This window comes from Psychrobacter sp. LV10R520-6 (genome assembly GCF_900182925.1).
Taxonomy (GTDB): Bacteria; Pseudomonadota; Gammaproteobacteria; order Pseudomonadales; family Moraxellaceae; genus Psychrobacter.
In genome coordinates this window covers 1,989,680-2,013,528 of record NZ_LT900024.1, presented here as the reverse complement: position 1 = coordinate 2,013,528, position 23,849 = coordinate 1,989,680, and the positions used below count along the sequence as shown (strand labels likewise).

Genomic DNA, 23,849 nt, shown 5'->3' with positions numbered 1-23,849 from the left:
AGGAATAATATTCATGACCGCTCAACTTACGGCTAACAACGCTGTTTCGTTCAGTAAGTGTAAATTACTTTATACTTCCGAGGTGCAGCAGCCGCAAGTTGAATTTTTGCAAGCGCTAGTGAGCAAGCATCAGCTGTCCTTAAGTTTAAATACCGAGCTGATATCCGGTAAGCTCAACCAAAAATATCGAGAGCAATTGAGTGCGGAGGCTACTCAGCCTATTCTATTATTAGATGATAAAAACAAGCTGTCATGGCTCAGTAACGGTCTAAGTGTCGCGCCTGAATGGGACAAGCTACAACGCCGCGTGGTCAGCGCGGGTCGTAAATCCGAACTCTTATTACAAGCGACAAAAATTAGCGCTGATAGTTATGTGATTGATGCGACAGCAGGTTTTGGTCATGACAGCTTAATATTGGCCAGTACCGGTGCGCAAGTGATTATGCTTGAGCAGCAACCTTTGATCGCATTATTATTGCTCGCTGAACGTGAGCGTATGAGTACCCAGCCGAATTGGCAAAAGCTGATGTCACGTTTGCATATTATTAATATCGATGCGCTCAGTTATTTTGCGCATCGCCAAGATACTACTACGCTTAAAACTACAGATGCGGTTAATAATTTTGATAAAAAGAGCATCGATGTGGTGTATTTAGATCCGATGTTTCCAGAGGACAGCTATCAAGACAGTAAAACGGGTAAAGGTGCCAAAGTTGGTAAGCATATGCAAGCGTTACACTATTTAGCTTGTCCACCAACGTTAGCTCAAGAGCAGCAATTGCTAAAAAGTGCTCAGATGCTGGTCAGTAGCAATGTGATTGATAATATTAAACAGCAGGGCCGCGTTATCGTTAAGCGTCCACAGCATGCGCCATTATTTGCTCATCAAACGCCTAATGATAGCTGGCAAAATGAAGCCGTACGTTTTGATGGCTATTTTGTGTAGTCGATGGTTCTACCTATTTATAGCAGTAGCACGTTAGTATGAACGATTCTCTTTTATTTTCAGTATGCTTTTACTTTTAGCTTTAACATAAGTTAATGCCTCATTATGACAACAACGCTATGACCACTACAACGTCCCCCATCACACGTAAAGAAAAACTCTACGCCTATATGCAGTTGACGCGCTTTGATAAGCCTGTCGGGATTGAGCTGCTACTGTGGCCGACGCTATGGGGAGTATTACTCGCAGCGATGGGTCAATCCCAGCTGCAAGGCTCAAGTGCGGGTCTACCCAGTCTAAAGATATTTGTAATTTTTGCGTTAGGTGCGATTTTGATGCGAGCAGCAGGTTGCGCGATTAATGATTTTGCGGATCGTAAAGTAGACGGTTATGTGACTCGTACTAAAGGTCGACCGTTAGCAGATGGTCGCTTGTCTGGGAAAGAAGCTATTGCGACATTTTTAGTCTTAGTCGCACTAAGCGCCAGTTTATTACTGTTCCTACCGATTCAAGTTTTTTATTGGTCACTTGGAGCGGTGGTTCTAGCCTTTATTTATCCCTTTATGAAACGTTTCACCCATTTGCCGCAAGTGTTTTTAGCGGCCGCCTTTGGCTGGGCGATACCGATGGCCTATGTGGCGATAACCGGTGCCACTGATATCTGGTGCTGGTTATTATTTTTGGCCTATATGTGCTGGACAGTAGCTTATGATACTCAGTATGCAATGGCAGATCGGGATGATGATCTAAAAATCGGGGTTAAGTCCACAGCGATATTATTTGGCCGTTTCGATGTGGTGATTGTCTCAGTATTACAAAGTTTATTTCTACTAATAATGGGAGTGGTATTGTGGCATTACTTTGCGCCAACCCGTTTAGGTATTACGCCTGTATTTGGATTGGCCTTAGTAGCAATGATGTTTGCCAAGCAAAATAGCGCCTGTGCCAGTCGCCAAGCTCCAGCCTGTTTTCAAGCATTTTTAGCCAATATCTGGGTAGGACGTTATGTTTTTGCCTTGGTCGCTATATCCTGTTTATGGACAACTTTTAATGGATAAATTACGTAAACCACCAAAGCGACAGTCCACCCAGACATCATTAAATGAGCGATCAGTCAGTTATCAGCTTAACCTTAATGAGCAAGGTTTGACGCGTGAGCAGGTTATTACGACTGAGCGCAAATTAGCCAAGTTTGCCAACGCGATGGATTCAGTAGTACGTATTCCCTTTACCAAACAAGGCATCGGTGCAGATGCGGCCTTGTCAACGATACCATTAGCGGGTGACTTAGCAGGACTTGCTCTGACAAGCTATGCCTTTATATTAGGTCGTCAATTGGGTGTGCCAGTAAGCAAGATGACCCCTGCGGTACGACTGGCATTAATTGATATGGTGGTTGGCGTTATTCCGGGAATTGGCACGTTGCTGGATATTTTTATTCGCCCCAGTCGTAAAACCCTTAGCATTGTCCATCAGCATATACAGGATGAATATGGCATCACTGAAACGACGCATATGGATCGTCCCTTTTTGCATCAACAGTTAGAGGATGAGCAGCGTAGCAGTCGCTTTTGGCGTTATCCTATCGTTGCTTGGTTGTATCTGCACATACCTGATATTTTAGGTCTGATAGTCATCGCGATTATCGGTTGGGGGCTTTGGGCAGCGATTAGTTGGTTGATTGGCGCTTTTGGCAGATTGACGGGGTTTGGTTAAGGCTGAGTGACGACTTCAGCTTCGGCACTAATGGCATCGAAGCTGGTCACTTTATTATTTTGCATTAGGTCTATAGTACTGCCACCACCATGACTGATAAGCTCAATACTGCCATCTTTTGAACCATAAGTTGGGTTGTTACCTTGTCCTTCTGGGGCGCTGAGGATCATTTTTGGTTTATTAGGTAAGGTCACGATAGCGTTAAGTACGCCTGTCGCTGAGGTTTCAAAGACTACAGATAAAGCATTACCTGTGGCACTTCGATATTTAACGTCGGTGATTTGTGTGTCTTTTATGGCTTGCTCTGGACTGGGCTTGGTAGTTTCAGCATTTGGGGTTACACCTCCCGCACCAATGTTATTTTCAAGTTCAGCCAGATTAATCTCTCGCTCATTCTCTGCCGCTAGTTCCTCAGCTCTTTTTTCAGTTCTTGCCACCGCATCTGCATTTTGGGGATCACTAACGCTGGTCGTAACAGAGGTACTTTGGATGTCTGTCTCCGTTTCAGCAGCAGTCTCGGAGTCGGGTGTTTTTTGGCAAGCATTCAAAGTAAAAAAGCTGCATAGGCTTAAGAAAACAACTGGAAGAATGCGAAAACAGGACTTGGAGCGCTTAAATTTGGATGAAATGAGAAGCTTGGTTTTCATAAAGAAACGGTTAGTGATTAAGAGGCTTTTATTTAAGCACAATCGAGAGAGAGGAACAATCTATCCTTTTATCTTTCCATCTATCTATCTATCTTTCCATCTATCTACCTTTAAGTGCTGACGGTAATGATCAGCTTTCGTTGACCGCCATGATCTCTATGCTCACATAAGTAAATACCTTGCCAAGTCCCGAGTCCCAACACGCCATCCACAAGTGGTACGGTTAAACTCACTCCAAACATCATACTTTTGAAATGAGCTGGCAGATCATCGGAGCCTTCAAACGTATGGCGATATTCTGGCTGATTGGCGGGCGCGATCTTATTTAGCCAGTCTTCAGTATCCAATCTCACATCGGGATCTGCATTTTCATTGATAGCCAGACTTGCCGAGGTATGCTGTAAGAATAGATGCACTAAGCCAGCTTCTGTTTTACTAGGTATTAGCTCGCGAATGGCATCTCGAATCAGTGGGGTGATGACGTGAATACCGCGCGTGTGGGGAGGGAGAGTTAAGGTGATTTGCTGATAAGGCATCAGATAGTTCTCACTGTTGGCTAGAGTAAACCTATAAGTTAGCTTTAAAGAGTTAGACCAGTGGCGTTTGTAAAAGCGCACGATTTGGTGAAAGTCGTGCCAGCATCGCAGCAGACAACGGTGCAAAGTCTCCTATTATCATATCAGCCAGCGCTTCTGCACAAATAGGGGCAAAGGCATAACCTTTCGCACCCATTGCAGACAGTGTCCATATTCGTTTGCTTTGCGCTAACCGACCGACCATTGGATGATAATCAGGCGTTTGTGTCCGGATGCCGGCACGTCCTTGCCATAAGTTAGTATCCGTTGGAATAACTGCATCCAACTCAGGGATATCCATAACCAGCTTATCCCGGTTCTGCTGGTGTTCATGACTGCGGATATCGGTATCAGTGTCATTACGCACGAAGCTTGCACCGAGTAAAATCTGCTGTTGACCCTCGAAGACGTTGTTTAATTTAGCATCACCGATTTGACCCATAAATGGGGCGCAGTAACCGCCATATTTGATTGGTAATTTAGGCAAATTAGTACGTTGCTCAGCGGTCGGGGTGAACCAAGACAATTGACCACGAATTTTACGGCAATCAAAAATACGACCATCTAATTGGTGGCTTTCATAGGCTGCACAGATGACTAAGCTATCAGCTTGGATAGTAATAACCTCAGCCTCTTGTGAGACATCATTTTCTACATCGTTGTGGCTAATAGTAGATTTATGACTAACCATATATTTATGACCGGAAACAGAAACCTGCGCCTCAGTTTCATCGATCTGTGTGACAGCCAATTGCTCAAAGGTAATCATGGGATGTTCAAGTATCACCTCTTTCAGCGCTTGCGGATTGACTAATCCTGATTGCGGCAGATATAAATTTTCAGACAAGTCTTGCTGGACTAAACCTGTCGTTTTTTGTGCTTGTGCGTCCGATAGTGTGGTTGCCATCTCATTAGGATAGTCCGCAATCTGCTCAGTACCGATATTGGCTTTTACCAATAAATCGAGCGCGCCAGTTGGTTCAAGTACGGGCGGCATGTTTCCTTTTATAGCGTTATCATTGAGCTGGCGATATAGTCTGCTGCTATAAAGATAGCCTATGGTATGTAGATGGTCATCGACATGATGAATAGGGGTCATTTTTGGTGCGAGGAGGGCGCGTGGATTGCCGGAGGCCCCTGATAGTGGGGCTGTTTTATCCAGTAGCGTCACTTTAATACCACGGTTAGCAAGTGACCATGCGGTTAATAATCCAGAGACGCCAGCACCGATGATCACCGTATGATTGGGCTTGTCTGATACTGACGGCTTAGCATTATTTTCAGCTTCGGCTTTAACCGAATCATTAGCGGCAGTTAAAGCATCTGGCGTTATAGTATCCCTCATAACCGCAGTTAGCATCTCGTTCTTAGGGCCAAAACCTGCTACTTTTTTGATCTCAAAGCCACTATTTTGCAATGCGCGCTTGACGATACCAGCACAGCTATAGGTCGCTGCCGTAGTACCAGATATTGATAGGCGCTGTATTTGTGTGAATATCGAATCCCCCCACAATGCACTATTACAAGAGGGTGCAAACCCATCTAAGAACCAGGCATCAATGTAGGCGATTTTTTGGTTGGATATTATTGGGTTTAATTTAGCCAAACTGTTAGTGGCATCACCGAGCCAAATATCAACGGTTAAGTTATCGTTAATAAAGTTAAGTCGATGACAGCCTGCGATAAGGGTTGGATAAGCGGCCAACAGTTGCTGAATAATATCTGCCAATTCAGGCGCCCGCTGTGCCCATAACGTTAATATCTGTGTTAAATCTTCACGCGCTATAGGATATTTTTCAGTGGTAATGAGATGCAAACGTGCCGTGGCTAACTGCGGATGCGTCGCGCGCAGTTGTCGCCAGAGTTGCCATACTGCCAATAAGTTAAGTCCAGTACCAAACCCCAGCTCAGCAATAGTAAAGCACTGCTGCGGGGCTAAATTTGCCAAGCGCTCTGGTAGTTGGTTGCATTGAAGAAAGACATAACGCGACTCTGCTAAACCGTCAGCATGAGAAAAGTACACATCACCAAACTCACCGGATACCGGCACCATATTACCGGTATCATCTGTTTGCCAATCAATTTTAGCAGGTTTGATCGCAGCAGATTTGTTGATATGGGGAGGCTCAGCGGTCTTTAACTGAGCAGCTGGCTGGCTGGGAATGCGGCGAGCATTGACAAGTGCAGGAGTGGGTTTAGACATAGACAGTCACGCCCGATAAATAAATAAGTAATAAATAATAGCGTTTCTACCAGCGTTCACGGCGGACAAAAACCAGCCACGAGATAAAAATACCGACCAATAGACTAATCAGTACTGTAAAAGCACCGTACAAAAACAGTTGGCCTTTGCTTTCGTATACCAAAACATTCGTTTGTGTTTGTAAGTCATTAACTTGTCGCTGTAGCTGCGCATTGCGACTGAGAAGATCTTGATTGGCGGCTGATAACGCTTTGTTTGACGGTTGCAACTGTGCCGCTAAAGTGTTGGTAGCTGGCATTGTTGCGTTTAGCGTTGAATATGGCAATGATTGAGAGCTATTAGTTTGACCCGCGACAGGTGGTGTTGCTACTGGGTCAGTAGCCGTCACTGTTGGCGCTGCTTGCACTGACATAGCTGCCATTAGAATCACACTAACCAGGCTGCGTTTATAGCTTTGGTTCTTTAACAGCTTTGATGTTTTTAATAACGATGACAGCTGATTCACGATGCCGCGACCTTATCTGATGTTTCACTTGAGGTCTGGTTTGAAATTTGGTCAGTAGGTGTGGGTAATACTTGTATAAATGGCTTGATATCCACATGACTGTATACCCCGTCGCGCAAGTAAGGCTCAGCGTTTGCCCACGCTTGCGCCGCATCAAGAGACTCAAAATCAGCAATGACAATACTACCTGACATTTCTGTCATAGCGCCTTGATCATGCTTGATGGGGTTTGGCCCTGCGATAACCAGCCGTTGCTCGCGACTCAATACTTGTAGACGCTCAAGGTGTTCGGAGCGCGTGATCTTCCGCTGCGCGCTGCTATTTGCAACGTCATGACCAATGATGGCAAATAAAGACATCATACTTCCTTAATAAGTAGTAAAAATAAAGAATAAACAATCACGCTTAGTAAAAATAACATCATTTAGCGCTTAATTATTATCGCTATTAGCGTATCAAAAACATCTTCTTTCTTATATAAAATATTGGAAGCAAAGCTACCAACTGTTACTTGGCTGTTTTATCAGTCAGCGCCGGATTTAGATGCTTTTTCAATAGTGCGAATTGGACAACAACGAACACCAGCATAATTGGAATCCAGCCATAGGTTTTGAAGTTAATCCATGCTTCGTCCGACATGGTAAATGCCGTGATATAATGTAGCACACCCATGAATGCAAAAAACAGTGCCCAAACGACCGTTAGCTTTTTCCAGCCGCTCAGCGATAGGCTGAATACCTCTTTCATTGCCAGTTGCATGAGTGGTTTATTGATAGCGGCACTGACCAATAGTGTTACGGCAAAGATACCGTTAATAATCGGTGATTTCCAACGCAAGTAAATGTCATCACGCAGTAGCAACGTACCGCCGCAAAAGACGATGGTTAATAACAGTACGACCCATTGTTGCTTATCAAATTTACCTTTTTGACGCACGAAATGAATGGCATAAATGATGATAGTGGCAACCAATAATGCGCCTGCCGCTGCCAAAATACCGTGGGTACGGGCAGCAATAAAAAAAGCAATTAAGGGAATGAAGTCTAGTAAGGCTTTCATAGCAAATGGGATGTCCAACACAAACGTATGGGGTAGTTTACACGTCTACTGCGCCGAAAAAAAGCAATCAGTACTATAATCGCTTTATATAACAGGCTTATATAAAAAATCTTATAATTACTACCTATAATCATGGTCTCTAATATTTACTAGACGGCTATTTTTCTTCATTTTATCGTTACCAGTATTATCAGCTGTTATACCATGCTCAAAAACCTTAAGGCCAACTTTATGAAAATTGACTTACATTGCCACAGTACTCGCTCTGATGGGACTTATGCGCCGACGGAAGTGGTGCAGCGCGCACATGCAGCAGGAGTCACTGTATTGGCACTGACCGATCACGATACTTTATTAGGTATTGATGAGGCAAGAGCTGCTGCCGAAGCGTGCAATATGCAGCTCGTCAACGGGGTTGAGATTAGCTGTGAGCATACCCTTAGTGGCGGCTATGGTAAAAATAAATCTACCAATAAAATTATCCATGTGTTGGGACTGGATTTTACCGACCGCGCACAGATGCATGAAACCTTACAACAATTGCAAGACAGTCGTGCGAATCGCGGCCAACGTATTGCTGAAAAGCTCAGTGAGTTGCTAGAGCTTGATTATGATGAGCTGTGGCAAGAAATTTGCGCGAAGGCAAGCAACAATCCGCAAGCGGTTGGGCGCGCTCATATTGGTCAAGTGTTATACGAGCGTGGGTTGGTCAAAACCGTTCAAAAAGCTTTTGATAAATATTTGGCCGATAATAAGCCTGCGTATGTGGCGATTGAAGCGTTAAGTATGCAACGTGGTATTGAGCTGATTCATGCTTGTGGTGGTAAGGCAGTGTTGGCGCATCCGACACGCTATCAGCTTTCAGCAACACGGGTACGTAAGCTTATCGAAGAATTTGCCCAGCTGGGTGGCGATGCTTGTGAGCTGCCTGCCAATAGTGAGCCGCTTAGCACCCGCAGAATGGTTGATCGCACTATTGCTGAGCATGAGCTGGTTACGTCGATTGGTAGTGATTTTCATGGTAGTAATATGCCGTGGCGACGTATTGGCGATGTACCGACTTTGGCCCCCGAACAGCAAGGGGTCTGGCAGTCCTTTAATCTGCTGTCGTAATTTAAAATTTTTATAATCTAAAAGGTGATAAGATTTAGTTAACGTTAAATCTTACTAATTAATTAATTTAAAAATATGCCTCACTATTTAATGTGCAGGTTGACGCATAAGACAGTAAAGCGGATTGATAGTTACCATAAAACTTGCGATAGTAAATGCACTGTTTAAAGTAAGCCAGAATCCGAGAGAGCCCTAAATAGATAGAGTCTTGACTCGACCTTAACAACTCATCACGTGGTAGCGCATACATGGCTGTGTCGATACACCGATTAGATTATAAAAGCCTCTCTGAAATCATTTTTGAGTGGCGTGCAGCGGATAGAGCATCGCTGTTGGCCTTGTTTATGGTGATGGAAGTCTCATTACATTGGCTATGGTGTTTATTTGTCTGGTTGTGGCAAGATACCTATGGTACTTATGTCGATATGGGATTGCTGTATCCTATGTGGATAGGCGTGACACTGATAGGGCTGTTTTTTTGGTGGATGGTGGGTCATCTAGCGCACATCAAAAACGACGATAAGTATCTACATCAATGGCAGATTGTGTTAATTACGCTCTATAGTGTTTATATTGCGGTAGTGATTTTGGTGATGGGGCATAGCAGCTTTGTATCTGGCGTATCGCTGGTAGGAGGTGCGATGCTGGGAATGATGTTGGTGCGTCGGCGCTATATTTGGAAAGCTTTTATAGGGCATATTACGGTAATTGTTTTGGTGAGCCTTGTCCCTTACTTAGGGATTGATTTACCCAATTTACGGCAACTGACATTTATCTCTATTCCTCTTGATACCTATAGTTATCTGACCTATAGCGAGACGATCTCCATTGAAAATGCCATGGCCACTTCTATTTTTCAAAATGGTACGCTGAACTGGGAAAATTTAGATCAGCTGCGCCTATCTTCGGCATTTTTTTGGCGTTCAACCCACCTATATTTAGCATTGCCTAAAGCTATTTTTATCGTTTACATGTTCCGTACTTTGTTGTTGATATTAGATAATGGTAAGAATGAGATCTTAAAACATGCCAATCAAGATGAGCTGACCCAACTTAACAGCCGTCGCTATGGTTTGACGCAAATGAAGCAAGCAATCATGACAGCGACTGACAAGCAAGATTTTAGTGTTATCTTATTAGATTTGGATCTGTTCAAAGGTGTCAATGACAATTATGGTCATGAAGTAGGCGATCAGGTTTTGCGAGAAGTGGGACAGTCGTTATCAAGTGCTCTGACGGATAAAGCTATTGTTAGTCGCTATGGCGGCGAAGAGTTTTTGATTGTCCTGCCGGATACTAAGCATGATAGCGCCATGGTTATTACTGAGCAACTGCGGCAAAATATTGCTCAACGTGTGATAAAAGTTGATACTGAACTTAGCTTTCAAGTTACCGCCAGTCTTGGTTTATACACCCTCACTTATGTTGAGCTGGCACGTATTAAGCAGGGATGTATGACTACGGCTCATACAAATAACTCTAAATCAGCCAAACTAAAGCGTTCCAAGTCACAGAAAAATAAACCAACGACCGCACACAATCTAGATATGCTGCCAATACAATTGCCCAGTAACATTTGTCAGTATTTAATCAGCACTGCCGATAAAGCGTTATATAAAGCCAAAGATAGAGGTCGCAATCAAGTGGTGAGTGCCAATGATTTATTAGCAGAAGGCCATATGGTTAATGCCACTAGTGCTACTAATGCTACTAAGTCACGCTATGGTACCTGACAAAAGCTAGCTAATGAATAAACCAATTGACAAGCAAACCACTTAATAAACAAAGTAATTAATTAACCTAGTATTTTATCTTACTGCTGGCGTCTGTAGTTGCTGTACTAAGCTTGCTAGGACGCTAGTGGCAAAGCTGCCAGTTGGTAGGCTAAAGCTCAATACCAGCACCTGCTCGTCAATCCATTCCCAAGTCATTTCCTCAATTGGTAAGCGCAATGCCCGCCGTTGTGCCTTGATATCGCGCTGTTCTAAACCGACTGCTAGCTGTGTTAATAACCAGCTTTGTTGCACGATATCTTCTTCAATTTTGGCCGCTGTCCCGCTTACTTTGTCATTACCAACGCCCCATAACACACCTGTTGGATGAATATCGCCGTCAGAAAGTCGTGCGCGCAAGGTCTCATCTAACTGCTCACTAGAAAATATCGAGCCTGAACCTGCAAGGTTAAATACTTCACCTGCCAGTCCTTTGTCCCAACTGCCATCATGCACGCGTGCGGCTAAGATATGATTGAATATCAGGCTGCGAGCAGCAGACAATGCCATTGTATTCTGCTCTCGTGGGACACGTTTGCGCTTACTTTTATCTTTCTTGTGCGTACGACTGCTCGTTTGCGGAGGCTGAGTAAACAATCTAAGTGCCTCTCTAATATTGTTACCACCATGACCAAAGCGCTGCGGGCCAAAGTAATTGGGCACGCCATTTTGGCTTATGTATTCTAAATGCTGCTGTATTTGTTGTTGATACTCCACCACTGAAGTTTCCGCCTCAAACTTTATATCACGTAAAGTAATGATAAATTGATTGGCTCGGTGCGCCCCGCGATTAAGCTTCTTATTATGCCAATGCTGGGTAAGTATCTGTACGGTTTCGTTTTCACCTAAGTCTGTGGGCAAAAAATCGGTTGTCGGTAATTGCTTCTTTGGCAAGCGTAAGCTAAACCACTGAGTCGTGATCGCATGACGGTCTTTTAATCCGGAATAACCCACATCGCGTAGGGGAATATCTGCCCACTCTGCTAATAGTTTGGCGAGGAACGCAGTATTCATACCTGATTTTTGGATATGCAGCCATAAGTGTTCACCTTCCCCAGTCAAGTCAAGGGGTAGCACTTCATTAACCACAAAGTCTTCTGCGTTGGTCTTATAAGTGGCTTGCATCAGCGGCGCTAGCGCTAGCGCTGGCTGTGGCAGCTGAGCGGTATCCGTTATTGCAGCCATATCAAAGCTTGCGATATCGACTGATTCTTGATTCGTTGATTTTTTATTAACGGATTCTTTATCGGTTGTTAGTAGAGAGGTGGCGTCAGTAAGATTAATGTCTTGAGAAGTCATAAAATAGTCATCTATTATTGTTATCAGGTTTAAAGTAGGATTTAATAAAGGGATATAAAAACTATATCATTGATTGGAAAGTTACGTTTTGCAACGAGGGAGACATACAATAAAACATCTCGCGAGTGGCGTACTTGTTACTATCAATGGATGTGATTTTTCATTGAATGAAGTTTCAATCAAACATAATAATCAGGCAGCAACTGCCACCGTTAAGGATGACCCATGAGCAACTCAACTATTAGCACCGTTACTATTCATAAAGCTGACATACCCAGTGGCGGCATGAAATCGTATAAACAAGATGACGATAGTATCATTTTAATCACTCGTGACGACAACACATTCCATGCTTTCGATGGCAAGTGCCCGCATGCTGGGGCAGATTTAGGCGAAGGTCTGCGCTGTGGCAATCGTGTGGTTTGCCCTTGGCATCATGCAACCTTTGATAGCAGTGATGGGACCCTGTTAGAACCCGTAGCAACCGAAGGATTGACTCAATACCAGTTTACCGATAATGGTGATAGTTTAACGGTCGATACGGCGGCGAAAATAGATCATATTATTGCTAATGATCAGTTGAAAGAGACTCATACAGTCATTGTTGGCGGCGGTGCAGCTGGATTTATGACCGCACATCATCTACGCAATACTGGCTACGGCGGTAAGATTACGTTAATCAGTAAAGATGATAAAGCCCCTTATAACCGTCCGCTGCTATCTAAGGCATTCTTGGCAGGAAATATGCCTGAGGAAAAACTCCTACTTGGTGGTAGCGACTGGGCGCAGAAAAATAATATTGATTTGTGCTTAAGTCAAACGGTCAGCGAAGTATTGCCCAACGAGTGCACCATTATTGTTAGCAGTGAAGCAGAGGAAGATAAAAAACTAAGTGCAGATTTCTTAGTGGTCGCTACGGGTGCTTCTCCTATCGTACCGCCTATAAAAGGGGCTAATCTTGATGGTGTCTACACCTTACGTAGTATGGATGATGCCAAATTAATCAAAGCGGCCACACACGATCAGCGTGTGGTCATAATCGGTACCGGCTTTATCGGTATGGAAGTTGCTTCAGCCCTATCGCAAGCGGGCACGACCGCATCTATAACCGTGATTGGTCAGGACAATCGGGTGATGGGTAACATTGTCTCTGAAACAGTCAGCAACGCCTTAATCAAACTGCACGAAGATAATGGCATTAAGTTCGTATTAGATGCGACGGTGAATGAGATTACAGGTGTTGATAGCAGTGCTGATGAAAATACTGACAGTACGAAAAACGATACATTCTCACAAGTTGGTGGTGTGACGCTTGCAAATGGTGAGCAGATAGACGCAGATATCGTGATCTTAGGCACAGGCGTATCGCCGCGAACTGATTTATTAAAAGAAGTAAATGATCCGGACGGTGTACAAGTTGATAGTCATCTACAGCTACGCGATGGAGTCTATGCGCTGGGAGATATTGCTAAGGCTTCTGGGCAAATGGGGCGCATGCGTATTGAGCATTGGCGGGTGGCGTTACAACATGGCTTGGTGACTGCTGCTGCGATTTTGAAGGACGATGATGTCAATTCGCTTGAGGAGCGCGTACCTTTCTTCTGGACAATGCAGTATGGTAAAAGTCTACGTTACAGCGGTCATGCCAATACGCCCGATCATAATATCTTGATTGGAACACCAGATACGCTTAATTATATCGAGTATTATTTTGATGATGATGGCGAAAATACCCGCGCAAGTGCTGCCAGTACGTTGGGCCGTGATAAAGAGTTAGTGGCTTTTGGCGAGCTGTTGCGGCGTGGTCATGCGCCAACCCGCGCGCAGATCAATGCTGGGTTTGATATTATTGACCAAGCACATGCCTTGTCGCGCTAGAGTGTGAGCATTTTAAGGTTTATTATAGAGGCTGAACTCATTATTGAGGACAGCCTCTTATTTTATTGTGGATTGAATACAATCAAAAGCGAGATAATATTATGAATAAAAATGCTTTATTTTTACGGCAAGCCAAATCTGATGATGTTGATGCCCTTAAGCAGCTGTTGGATCGCTGTTATCGACAAGATGAAGGCTGGACCAATGAAGCTGATTTAGTCGGTGGTATTCGTATTACTGACTCCGAGCTTACCAGTGTTATCGCTGACCCTAAGCACTATGTTTTTCTTTATCCACAGACTGAGACAGGTAATCGTGAGGGGCAAGAGACGGGTGAGCTGCTCGGCTGTATTGCTGTTGATATGCAAGAAAATACCGATAAAAGCAGGGCTTATATAGGCATGTTTGCGGTACATCCGGAGCTGCAAGGGCACGGCGTTGGTCATGAGATATTACAAGCAGCAGAAACCTTTGCCACACGACATTTACAATCTCGCGACCAGCCCAGCTGTCTAACGATGTCTATTTTAAGCCATCGCCCTGAGCTACTGGCTTATTATGAGCGTCGCGGCTATAAGCTGACAGGAGTGACTATGCCGTTCCCAGAAGATGGTAATAATGGTGAACCAAAGCGACAAGATTTACAATTATTAGAGTTAGAAAAGACAGTCGGTAGTTAATGAGTAACAGATAAAAAAACGTGTTTGAGTTAACGCCAAAAGTTTCTAAAAGTCATAAACAATCCGATGCTAAGCAATATAAATGCCACGATAATCAAGCGCTTGAACCAGTTAAAAGCGGGCAGGCGCGTGGCGTTATCATCAGACATAAGATAAGCGAACAAGCACATTAAGCTTGCCACTAAGGTCATGATACCTAGACCAATTGGTAAAATAAAAAAGTACGCCTGCCACACAGTCATCTCTCAACAGTTCTTAATATTCATATCATAGCAGTATTGTGATTGTGCTGTCAGTATGAGACATATCTAAATACCTTCAAACCATATTTATCAGAGCCTCTGCATAAATTAAATGTATGCAGAGGCTGATTGATGGCACGCCCTAGTATTGCTCAATTTATAAAAACTAGCGCATCGTCACGAATTCTTCTGAACCGGTTGGGTGAATGGCAACAGTATTGTCAAAGTCAGCCTTAGTAGCACCCATTTTGATGGCTACCGCAAAGCCTTGAATCATCTCATCTATGCCAAAGCCAATACCGTGCAGACCAATGACTTTTTCATCATCGCCTAAGCACACCAGTTTCATCGTACACTTTTGGCGATGCTGGGTTACCGCGCTATACATTGAGGTAAATGTCGAGCTATAGCATTTAATATTGTCCTTGCCATAGTGATTAACGGCATCGATTTCAGACAATCCAATAGTACCGATAGCAGGGTGGGTAAATATAACCGTCGGTATCAATTCATAGTCTAAATGCTCATTAGGCTTATTATTAAATAAGCGCTCTGATAATCGTCGACCTGCCGCGATAGCCACCGGCGTCAAATCAACACTATTCTCGATAATATCGCCTACCGCATAAATGCTATCGACATTAGTATTTTGGAACTTATCGACTTTAATTTTGCCAATGTCGCTAGTCTCCACACCCGTCACTTGCAAATTGATATTTTCCGTGGAGGGCGCGCGACCAATGGCCCAAATCAAACAATCTACTGTATCAAGACTGCCGTCTTTGGTACACAAGGTCAGGCTACCATCGTCATTTTTATTGACTTCAGTTAGCGTGGTGTTGGTGTGTAATTGAATGCCGTCTTGCTCCATCTCTATCAGCAAGGTTTCAACAATACTATGGTCAAATGAGCGCAGCGGCGAGTGCTGACGCACATACAGATGTACCTCAGCGCCCAGGCTATTCATCACCCCTGCAATTTCAACGGCGATATAGCCTGCACCTACAATAGCCACACGTTTTGGCAGGTGATTCAAGGCAAAAAAACCATCAGAATCGATGCCGTATTCTGCGCCTTTGATATCTGGTTGAATCGGGTGACCGCCAGTAGCGATCAAAATATGGTCAGCCGTAATGTGTTCACCATTGACCTCTACCGTATTGGTATCGACAAACTTAGCAAAGCCTTTTATCACCTCGACGCCGTTTTTTGCCAAATTGTTATCATAAGAGCGGTGAATGTTTTCGATATATTGTTGGCGGCTCTGTACCAGCTTTTGAAAGTCGAAGCCTTTGACATCGATATCGAACCCATAGTCTGACGCATACTTATGAATGGCTTCGGCAACTTGCGCGCCATACCACATTACCTTTTTGGGTACGCAGCCCAAGTTCACGCAGGTGCCACCCAATTGGTTGGCTTCAATAATGGCACATTTTTTGCCATAGCTCGCCGCTCGGTTGATTGAGGCAATGCCGCCGCTACCGCCGCCAATGGCGATATAATCATAATGCTTTGTCATAGTTACTGTCCCTTTATTAAGTTGTTGTTGGCATAATTTTGAACGCTAGTATCTAGGTAGAAATAGCCCGCCATCTAAACCCATTTAAACAATGGCACGACGTCTATAAAACAACAGCCCAGGAATGGACAAGCCCAGCACCAATCCTGAGGTCACAAACAAGGCCTCAAACAAATAAACCATCATTTGACTAAATAACTCGTCTGAAAAGCCAAAATAACCAATCTGTACCATACTGACCATCGCCTTGTACGCGGCGATGCCTGGCATCATACAAATGACACTTGGCGAGATAAGGGCCTTGGGTGGTAGGGTATATTTTCTAGAAAAATAAACCCCCAAAAAGCTGGCGAGCATCGCCCCAAAAAAGCTGGCAACCACGATATGTATGTGCTGATAGACAAGGACTGTTTTTAGTCCAAATCCAAAAGCGGTCATGAGCAAACAGGGCAGAATATACCTTTTGGGTACGGTGAACATGAGCGTCCAACCAAGGGTAATAATGCAGGACAGCACAACGGCTTTAATGAACCACATATCAAAATCCCCAGTGCTGTATTCTAAGTAGAACAAGGGCCATAACAATGCCAACGCCAGCTGAAAAGGTCAACATATAGGTAAAAACGGCACGCCCAACCCCAATATTGACATAGCCTTTTAAGATGTCTGATAAAGAGTTGATTAGGGGAAAGCTTGGCACTAATAGCAGAACGCTAGAGGCAACTGCAATATCCGCATTATTACCAATATCAAAATAATAGGTCGTCGCCCCAATTAAAGAGGCGATAAAAGCCGTCACAATGACCGTGATAAAGGGATTGAAGTGATGTTTGGACAGATAGATACGGGTAAGCATCGCCACCATACCTGCGGTAAAGGTCACGGCGGTAATCAACCAACTGCCGCCGTTAAGATAAGCAAATGCGGCACAAGAGGCGCCAACAAATAGGCACACTAGCCACGTTGGGTAAACCGTCTTATCTAACTCATCAAAAGCAAGCGTGGTGAGCTCAGTCAGCTCATGATTCAGCTTGTCATTACTTGCATTGGCTTCGGTTTTATTGACAATTTTCTGGATTTGTACCAATAAATTGACATTAATGCTCTGATTTATGGTGTCCCTAGTGGTAGTGATACAGCGTTCATCACAAATAGTTGTCAAGGTAATGGCATTAAAGTTGAGCGAACATTCTACGCTGTTCATCCCCAAGGCGATGCCCAAGCGTTTGGATAAGTCAACCACAATGGCAGACTCAGCACCATATTGCATAAGGAGTAATCCGCAGCGCACGCATAATCGAGTAATGCGCTGTTGCTGTACGTAGCTGATAGGAGTCATTGGTTAAATACGCATGTTGGCTATTGATTCATTGATATAAACAGTATGAGTGATTATGGGGTACTGATACGGATATACCATAGATCGGAGTAACATAACGATAGCATGAATTGCGGTGTTTTTTACTTTGGTAAACTTATAAGTACAAAAGATAAAACTACGGTCTTAGTAGAAGCTCGCTTTATTGACATTATCTCAGTCTGATCTCTCAGTGAAGCGTACGCATCGTATTTGATGCTAATATAGAGCGTAGACCACTGTAGCAGGGAGAATACCATGCATATTGCCATCTTAACTCTGACTTTTTCTCTGCCTGGATGCAGCTCGCTAAAAGAAAAACGCCAGCGCATGGGTGGTTTGCACGCACGCTTCGGCAATACTCCAAGCGTCGCGGTATGTGAAAGCGGCGAGCGTGATCGGCATGACGCCAGTGAGTGGACGTTCGTTGTAGTAGGGCTGTCTAAACGTGAGGTCGAGTCACAGTGCAGTCAAATCGAAGACAAAATACAACGTACGGTAGACGCGCGGGTGATGAATGTGATGCGGGAGTTTGTTTAGGTGAGATTTTTTATGTTTGGAGCTAATCCTGAGAAGCGTTAAAAAATTGCACTGCAATTTTAGCTTCGCAAGTGAAAATTCCTTAAAGAAAATTTTCTGTCTCGCTCATATCATTCATATATTAGTCGCCCACTAGAGCGATGACTAATAGCTAGTAGCGTTCCTGTTGTCTCGATATCGCTCCTAGCTAAGTCACCGCATGAGGAGGGGGAAAAGCAAGTGTCTGGGAGACAGTTACTCCGACGCAAGAGAAAATCTGTGATTTTCTGGGTCATCCAAGGATAACCACTGCAATCGGGGCTAAACCGCGTCTCAAGGCGACTATTTAGAATCGAGCATGAATTAAGTAAATGGCAAGTTGAGTGAAGCGTGCGACGCCTAATACGAAGCGAAAATATCTATGCTTAGCTATTAAATACTCTCCAAGTTATTCGTTAACTCTAATAATTGTTCGATAGCCGCTTTACTATTTGGCTTTTCTACAATTCTCTCTTGAAGTAACTCTAAAGTCCACTCCTTAACTTCATTTAATTTGCTTTCAACAAGAAATGGCTGATAAGAAAAAGGAGATAGCTTTTGAGTACCTATAAGATTTTTATAATGCCAAAATGCTGTATCAATCTTATTTCTGTTTTTAAATTTAGCAATATCGACTCTAAATGCAGGGTGTTTCAATACCTCTCGAATATATAGCATTCTACTTGAGCCATCAATAATTGGCTGCCAAATAACATGACTAAAGATTTCTTTGCTAATATTTTGTATAGCCTCAAAAAAATCCTCACTGTCATTCCCATGTTTGTAAAATCGCATAAAAAGTCTAGACATAGTATCAGCGTTGCTATTTAAATTAAGCTCTCTCTTATGCTTTTTGATAGTTCTTTGGAGAAAATCATAAAAGATATCATTAATATTTGAATGATTAAGATAGTAGCTTTCTATAAGATCTTGTTCTGAACCTTCTACAACTCTTGTTTCAATATGCTTTTCTACTAGCTGCTCAAGCTGGTTAGATAGATCAGAAGCTCCATTTTTTCTCAATATATTACAGCAGAAGCTTAAATTAGGTAGCATTTCTCTATCTACTCTATGTTTAATATTATCAAAAAATCTTTGGTTGAACCCATGTTCTGGGCTTAAGCTATGATATTCAGCCATCAAATTTCGCTTTTCTCTATCACTTTCTAAAGTCTGTTCATTAATCAAGTCTTGGCTAAGAATTTTTTCGAATTTTTCATTATCTATTTCAATATTTTTAATCAGTTCGACAACAACCTCAGTCCACCCCTCCATACGGAAGTTAGGGTAGAATTTTGAAAGCTTTTTCTCCACATCGTCTTTTTTGGTTCTAACAGTTGCTTTTAATGCTTCATCATCATTTTCTAAAAATATATCCAATCGGTCATCGAGACCATCTTCAGAAAAATACGTTTCTAACTCTTTCATATCAACATCAAGAACTTTAGGAATATCATTAACAAGCTTGATAATAAGAATTTGTCTTAGAATCTCTTCTTTGCTTAATTTTGATAAAGATGATGAGTGTTCAATTATCTGACAATATATTTTTTGAACGCGCTGATAAAATCTAAGGTTTCTAACACCCATAGTTTGATAGAATTTTTCGTAGATAGGAAATGTCTCAATGTTACTAATTGGATCTTTAATAATTGACAATGAGTCGTCTAAAATTAGGACTTCATCAAAAACCTTTTCTTTGTGTTTGTCAAAATAGATTTTATCTTCTGATTCTTCATCATGAAGTATCGTAACAACCTGACAATTACGCTCATTTCTTAAGTAATTTACCAAACCCAATATTTCTGACATCGGCAAGCTATCAGATTTTCTTTCTATATCATCTAAACAAACTAGAGTGTCTTTGAGATGCAGCATAATGATATTAGTAATGAGTTTGTTACCAATATTGATACCGAAGCGCATATCTCCTGATGCACCAATACTGCCACCACCTATGAAACCAAATAATTTCTTAAAGTGCTTTGAAATATCAACATTTAAAGGTGAGTCGCCAGTTGCATCTGTTTGCACTTCAGTAGCGATTGCTAATTTAAGGCTCTCTAACGAATCTAAACCAAATAAGGAGATATAAGCATATTTCTTACCCGAAAAGAGATCTCTATTTTTATCACGAAAATTTTTCCAAAGATAGGTTTTACCAACACCCCATTCACCTGTTAGCGCTACAGCAAAAGAGTTTCCTGACCTAATAATATCTGAAAGTCGCTCTTCAATATTTATCACATTTGCCATTATTAACTACCTTGTAGATGTTCTTAAGTTAATAGTTATACTACCATTGAACCTAAACCCCACCCAACAAAAAAGGCCATTCCCTAAAGAACAGCCTTTTATCAAAGATTAACTAACATCTATTAGCTTGCTTGCTGTGACTCAAGCATCGGCTTCAAGAACTCACCGGTATGCGAGCCTTTGGTATTAGCAACTTCTTCAGGTGTGCCTTCAGCGATAATCAAACCACCACCTTTACCACCTTCGGGGCCAAGATCAATCACCCAATCCGCGGTTTTGATAACATCCAAGTTATGCTCAATGACTACGATAGTATTACCTTTGTCACGTAGCGCATGCAAGATATTGAGCAGCTTAGCGATATCATGGAAATGCAAACCAGTGGTTGGTTCATCCAAGATATATAGCGTCTGTCCTGTGTCACGCTTGGCTAGCTCACGGGCTAGTTTAACCCGCTGAGCTTCACCGCCGGATAGTGTTGGAGCGGATTGACCAAGGCGAATATAACTGAGACCGACTTCTACCAACGCTTGCAGGCGACGATGAATAGAGGGGATAGCGGAGAAGAATTCAGTAGCGTCTTCAACAGTCATATCAAGCACTTCAGCGATGCTTTTGCCTTTATAGCGAATCTCTAAGGTCTCGCGGTTATAGCGCTTACCCTCACAGCTATCGCACGGCACATACATATCGGGTAAGAAATGCATCTCAACTTTGATGAGACCATCACCTTGGCAAGTCTCACAGCGACCGCCTTTGACGTTAAAGCTAAAGCGTCCTGGTTTATAACCACGTGCTCGCGCCTCTTCAGTTTGGGCGAACATTTCACGTACTGGGGTAAATACGCCGGTATAAGTCGCTGGATTTGAGCGCGGAGTACGGCCAATCGGGCTTTGATCAATATCGACCATTTTATCCAAATGCTCAAGACCACTAATACTGTCAAATTTATCAGCGATAAGCGTTGATGCGTTATTCAGCTGGGTCGCTGCCAAGGGCATTAAAGTACGATTGATCAGCGTTGATTTGCCAGAGCCTGAAACCCCAGTAATACAAGTCATGATGCCAATGGGTAAGCTCAAATCAACGTTTTGTAAGTTGTTACCGATTGCGCCTTTTAGCTCAATGGTCATCGGTACTTTTTTGGGTTTTGCCTTACCTTCAACTTCAACCTCGATCATTTTTGGTTGATGACGAACTTTAGGAATATCGATTTTCATCTTGCCAGACATATACTGGCCAGTGAGTGACTCTTTGGATGCCATGATGTCATCTACTGTTCCTTGAGCGATAATTTCACCGCCATGGACGCCAGCACCAACCCCAATGTCAATGACATGATCGGCGTGGCGAATGGCATCTTCGTCATGCTCAACCACCAGCACCGTATTGCCTAAGTCACGCAAACGCATCAAGGTTTTAAGTAAGCGGTCGTTATCGCGTTGATGTAGGCCAATCGACGGCTCATCAAGCACATACATGACACCCATCAGACCGGCACCAATTTGGCTGGCAAGTCGAATACGTTGTGCTTCACCGCCAGATAAGGTTTCAGCTGAACGTGCTAATGACAGATAATCCAAACCGACACTGACTAAGAAGTTCAGACGCTCATTAATCTCTTTAAAGATTTTTTCAGCCACTTCACCTTTATGACCACCAATTTTGAGCGTTTTATAATAGTCAGCAGCATCACCGATAGACAGTTTGACAATCTCAGCGATGGTTTGGTCATCCACTCGCACATTACGCGAAATCTCATTTAGACGTGCGCCATCACAAACGTTACAAGTGGTATCTGCTAGATATTTGGCCAGCTCGTCACGTACTAGATTGCTTTGGGTTTTTGCATAACGGCGCTCTAGATAGGGTAGTACGCCTTCAAAAGGAATGGTTTTATTAGTCTTACGGCCGCGCTCATCAGTAAAGTTAAAGGTTAGCTTTTCTTTACCTGAGCCATGCATGATTAAATCTTGCTGCTCTTTTGGTAGCTCTTGCCACGGGCTATCCATGTCAACTTTGAAATGATGACATACCGTAGACAGCAAACCAAAGTAATAAGCATGACGCTTATCCCAACCATTGATTGCGCCTTGGTTCAGGCTTTTTTCATGAAGAGTAATCAGTTTTTCAGCTGAAAAATATTGACGTTTACCCAAGCCATCACAGGCAGGGCAAGCACCATAAGGGTTGTTAAAACTAAACATGCGCGGTTCAAGCTCAGAGACCGCGCGATCACAAACGGGGCAGCTATGCTTTGCTGACATGACTTGATTGTCGCTACCATCAGGCTTGGGATTACCATCCATATAATGTAGAGTGACCAATCCTTGACCCAAACGTAGCGCGGTTTCCAAACTTTCTGCAACCCGGTTGCCCAAATCATCCCGTACTTTAAAACGGTCAACGACCACTTCAATGGTATGCTTTTTATTTTTTTCGAGTGCTGGCAATTCATCCATATCATAGACATTACCATCAAGGCGCACGCGTACGAAGCCTTGCCCGACCAGTTGTTCAAGCAGTACGGTATGTTCACCCTTACGCTCACGGATAACGGGCGCTAAGATCATTAGCTTAGTCTCTTCCGGTAGCGCCATGACTTGATCGACCATCTCGGTAACAGACTGCGCCACCATAGGTTCGCCATGCTCTGGACAATACGGCGTACCAATACGCGCATAAAGTAGGCGTAAGTAGTCATAAATCTCGGTGATCGTACCGACCGTTGAGCGTGGATTATGGTTGGTTGACTTTTGCTCAATAGAAATCGCCGGTGATAGTCCTTCGATACTATCGACATCCGGCTTTTCCATCTGGGACAGGAACTGGCGTGCATAAGCCGATAAACTTTCGACATAACGGCGTTGCCCCTCAGCATAAAGGGTATCAAATGCCAAAGAAGACTTACCTGAGCCAGATAAGCCAGTAATCACCACGAATTTATCTCGCGGAATGTCTAAGTCAATGTTTTTTAGATTATGAGTGCGTGCGCCGCGTACTGCGATATGATCATGTGCCATCGTTTACAAGTTTCCTATTTGCTAAAAGGGTTATTAAGACCAACATAGGTATGTGGTTAATAGGTATGTGGTTATAAATATAAAAAAGTCAGTTAAGTAAGCAGTTAAAAAGCCAATAAATTCTAAATATTATTAAAGATTTTAATAAGAATTTAGATATAGCAGTATATCTATGAATAAGGTTGTCGTTATTTCAATAACTTTGTTTCAATAAAAGATACTCTAATAAAAGCAATATTTTTGCATTAATTGTCATCAATAAAATTTTAAAATAAACAACAGGTAAATAAAAAATTATAGATTTTCAATGGCTATCAGAGGTCTAGTTTTGAAGTGCCTTCTCAACCATACACTGAATAATGATTGTTATGTTTTGAGCAACGGGTCATATTGCAGTTTATTGCATGTTGAATACGTTAACGTTGATAATGAAATAAGATTATTAGTTATTGTTATAAATTCGAGAAGTTGTTGTTTTGAGTTCAGAAGCTTTGCAGT

At 42.9% G+C, this 23,849-nt stretch carries 21 protein-coding genes; 8 read left to right on the top strand and 13 right to left on the bottom strand.

Annotation, left to right across the window (positions count from 1 at the left end; genetic code table 11):
- Positions 1-13: 13 nt before the first annotated feature.
- The 3 genes from U1P77_RS08355 to U1P77_RS08345 all read left to right on the top strand — a co-directional run bounded on the left by U1P77_RS08355 (position 14) and on the right by U1P77_RS08345 (position 2,662).
- Complete coding sequence (locus U1P77_RS08355; RefSeq protein WP_321154577.1) at positions 14-946, top strand: class I SAM-dependent methyltransferase; 933 nt, start codon at positions 14-16, stop codon at positions 944-946.
- Between the two features lie 119 nt (positions 947-1,065).
- Positions 1,066-2,004: a 4-hydroxybenzoate octaprenyltransferase gene (gene ubiA, locus U1P77_RS08350; RefSeq protein ID WP_321154576.1), complete on the top strand. Its 939-nt coding sequence runs from the start codon at positions 1,066-1,068 to the stop codon at positions 2,002-2,004.
- Positions 1,997-2,662 carry a DUF4112 domain-containing protein gene (locus tag U1P77_RS08345; RefSeq protein WP_321154575.1) on the top strand — a complete coding sequence of 222 codons (666 nt, stop codon included), beginning with the start codon at positions 1,997-1,999 and terminating at the stop codon, positions 2,660-2,662. Before ubiA ends, U1P77_RS08345 begins: the two co-directional genes overlap by 8 nt.
- Here U1P77_RS08345 and U1P77_RS08340 read toward each other — a convergent pair.
- From U1P77_RS08340 to ispZ, 6 genes are all read right to left on the bottom strand, one after another.
- A complete protein-coding gene (locus U1P77_RS08340) occupies positions 2,659-3,210 on the bottom strand; it encodes a hypothetical protein (protein ID WP_321154574.1) in 552 nt (183 codons plus the stop codon). The genes U1P77_RS08345 and U1P77_RS08340 overlap by 4 nt on opposite strands.
- A 209-nt stretch (positions 3,211-3,419) precedes the next feature.
- On the bottom strand, positions 3,420-3,845 hold the full coding sequence (locus U1P77_RS08335) for a secondary thiamine-phosphate synthase enzyme YjbQ (RefSeq protein ID WP_321154573.1): 426 nt from the start codon (positions 3,843-3,845) through the stop codon (positions 3,420-3,422).
- A gap of 52 nt (positions 3,846-3,897) precedes the next feature.
- Positions 3,898-6,087 (bottom strand): FAD-dependent 5-carboxymethylaminomethyl-2-thiouridine(34) oxidoreductase MnmC1, encoded by a 2,190-nt coding sequence (mnmC, locus tag U1P77_RS08330; RefSeq protein ID WP_414479000.1) that lies wholly within the window; start codon positions 6,085-6,087, stop codon positions 3,898-3,900.
- A gap of 46 nt (positions 6,088-6,133) precedes the next feature.
- Positions 6,134-6,592, bottom strand: a complete 459-nt coding sequence (locus U1P77_RS08325; protein ID WP_321154572.1) for a hypothetical protein — start codon at positions 6,590-6,592, stop codon at positions 6,134-6,136.
- Entirely contained in the window at positions 6,589-6,951 is a 363-nt protein-coding gene (locus U1P77_RS08320; protein ID WP_321154571.1) for a YciI family protein, read from the bottom strand. The genes U1P77_RS08325 and U1P77_RS08320 overlap by 4 nt, the downstream gene beginning before the upstream one ends.
- 148 nt (positions 6,952-7,099) lie before the next feature.
- Positions 7,100-7,651, bottom strand: coding sequence for a septation protein IspZ (gene ispZ / locus U1P77_RS08315; RefSeq protein WP_321154570.1), 552 nt, complete (start codon positions 7,649-7,651; stop codon positions 7,100-7,102).
- Positions 7,652-7,882: 231 nt separating this feature from the next.
- Here ispZ and U1P77_RS08310 point away from each other — a divergent pair, with 231 nt between their 5' ends.
- Both U1P77_RS08310 and U1P77_RS08305 read left to right on the top strand, forming a co-directional pair.
- Complete coding sequence (locus U1P77_RS08310) at positions 7,883-8,764, top strand: PHP domain-containing protein (RefSeq protein WP_321154569.1); 882 nt, start codon at positions 7,883-7,885, stop codon at positions 8,762-8,764.
- Between the two features lie 248 nt (positions 8,765-9,012).
- Positions 9,013-10,497, top strand: a complete 1,485-nt coding sequence (locus tag U1P77_RS08305; RefSeq protein ID WP_321154568.1) for a GGDEF domain-containing protein — start codon at positions 9,013-9,015, stop codon at positions 10,495-10,497.
- Positions 10,498-10,572: 75 nt separating this feature from the next.
- Here U1P77_RS08305 and truD read toward each other — a convergent pair whose 3' ends face one another.
- Positions 10,573-11,721: a tRNA pseudouridine(13) synthase TruD gene (truD, locus tag U1P77_RS08300; RefSeq protein WP_414479082.1), complete on the bottom strand. Its 1,149-nt coding sequence runs from the start codon at positions 11,719-11,721 to the stop codon at positions 10,573-10,575.
- Between the two features lie 339 nt (positions 11,722-12,060).
- On the opposite strand from truD, the gene U1P77_RS08295 reads away from it, so the two are divergent.
- Together U1P77_RS08295 and U1P77_RS08290 are read left to right on the top strand one after the other, a co-directional pair.
- The gene (locus U1P77_RS08295) at positions 12,061-13,713 is read left to right on the top strand and encodes an FAD-dependent oxidoreductase (protein WP_321154566.1); all 1,653 of its coding nucleotides are present in this window, start codon (positions 12,061-12,063) and stop codon (positions 13,711-13,713) included.
- Between the two features lie 101 nt (positions 13,714-13,814).
- A complete protein-coding gene (locus U1P77_RS08290) occupies positions 13,815-14,393 on the top strand; it encodes a GNAT family N-acetyltransferase (protein ID WP_321154565.1) in 579 nt (192 codons plus the stop codon).
- Positions 14,394-14,422: 29 nt separating this feature from the next.
- On the opposite strand, the gene U1P77_RS08285 is transcribed toward U1P77_RS08290, so the two are convergent.
- The 4 genes from U1P77_RS08285 to U1P77_RS08270 form a co-directional block, all read right to left on the bottom strand.
- Entirely contained in the window at positions 14,423-14,635 is a 213-nt protein-coding gene (locus U1P77_RS08285) for a hypothetical protein (protein WP_321154564.1), read from the bottom strand.
- A gap of 166 nt (positions 14,636-14,801) precedes the next feature.
- Positions 14,802-16,157: a glutathione-disulfide reductase gene (gorA, locus tag U1P77_RS08280; protein ID WP_321154563.1), complete on the bottom strand. Its 1,356-nt coding sequence runs from the start codon at positions 16,155-16,157 to the stop codon at positions 14,802-14,804.
- A gap of 84 nt (positions 16,158-16,241) precedes the next feature.
- Complete coding sequence (locus U1P77_RS08275) at positions 16,242-16,694, bottom strand: threonine/serine exporter family protein (RefSeq protein ID WP_201556392.1); 453 nt, start codon at positions 16,692-16,694, stop codon at positions 16,242-16,244.
- A 1-nt stretch (position 16,695) separates the two neighbouring features.
- Positions 16,696-17,496 (bottom strand): threonine/serine exporter family protein, encoded by an 801-nt coding sequence (locus tag U1P77_RS08270; RefSeq protein ID WP_321154562.1) that lies wholly within the window; start codon positions 17,494-17,496, stop codon positions 16,696-16,698.
- A 276-nt stretch (positions 17,497-17,772) separates the two neighbouring features.
- Between U1P77_RS08270 and U1P77_RS08265 the strand changes: the two genes are divergently transcribed.
- Positions 17,773-18,054, top strand: a complete 282-nt coding sequence (locus U1P77_RS08265; protein ID WP_321154561.1) for a DUF503 domain-containing protein — start codon at positions 17,773-17,775, stop codon at positions 18,052-18,054.
- 411 nt (positions 18,055-18,465) lie between these two features.
- Here the strand turns inward: U1P77_RS08265 and U1P77_RS08260 are convergent, their stop codons facing one another.
- Together U1P77_RS08260 and uvrA are read right to left on the bottom strand one after the other, a co-directional pair.
- A complete protein-coding gene (locus U1P77_RS08260; RefSeq protein WP_321154560.1) occupies positions 18,466-20,328 on the bottom strand; it encodes a P-loop NTPase fold protein in 1,863 nt (620 codons plus the stop codon).
- 122 nt (positions 20,329-20,450) lie between these two features.
- The gene (gene uvrA / locus U1P77_RS08255; protein WP_321154559.1) at positions 20,451-23,351 is read right to left on the bottom strand and encodes an excinuclease ABC subunit UvrA; all 2,901 of its coding nucleotides are present in this window, start codon (positions 23,349-23,351) and stop codon (positions 20,451-20,453) included.
- Between the last annotated feature and the right edge of the window lie 498 nt (positions 23,352-23,849).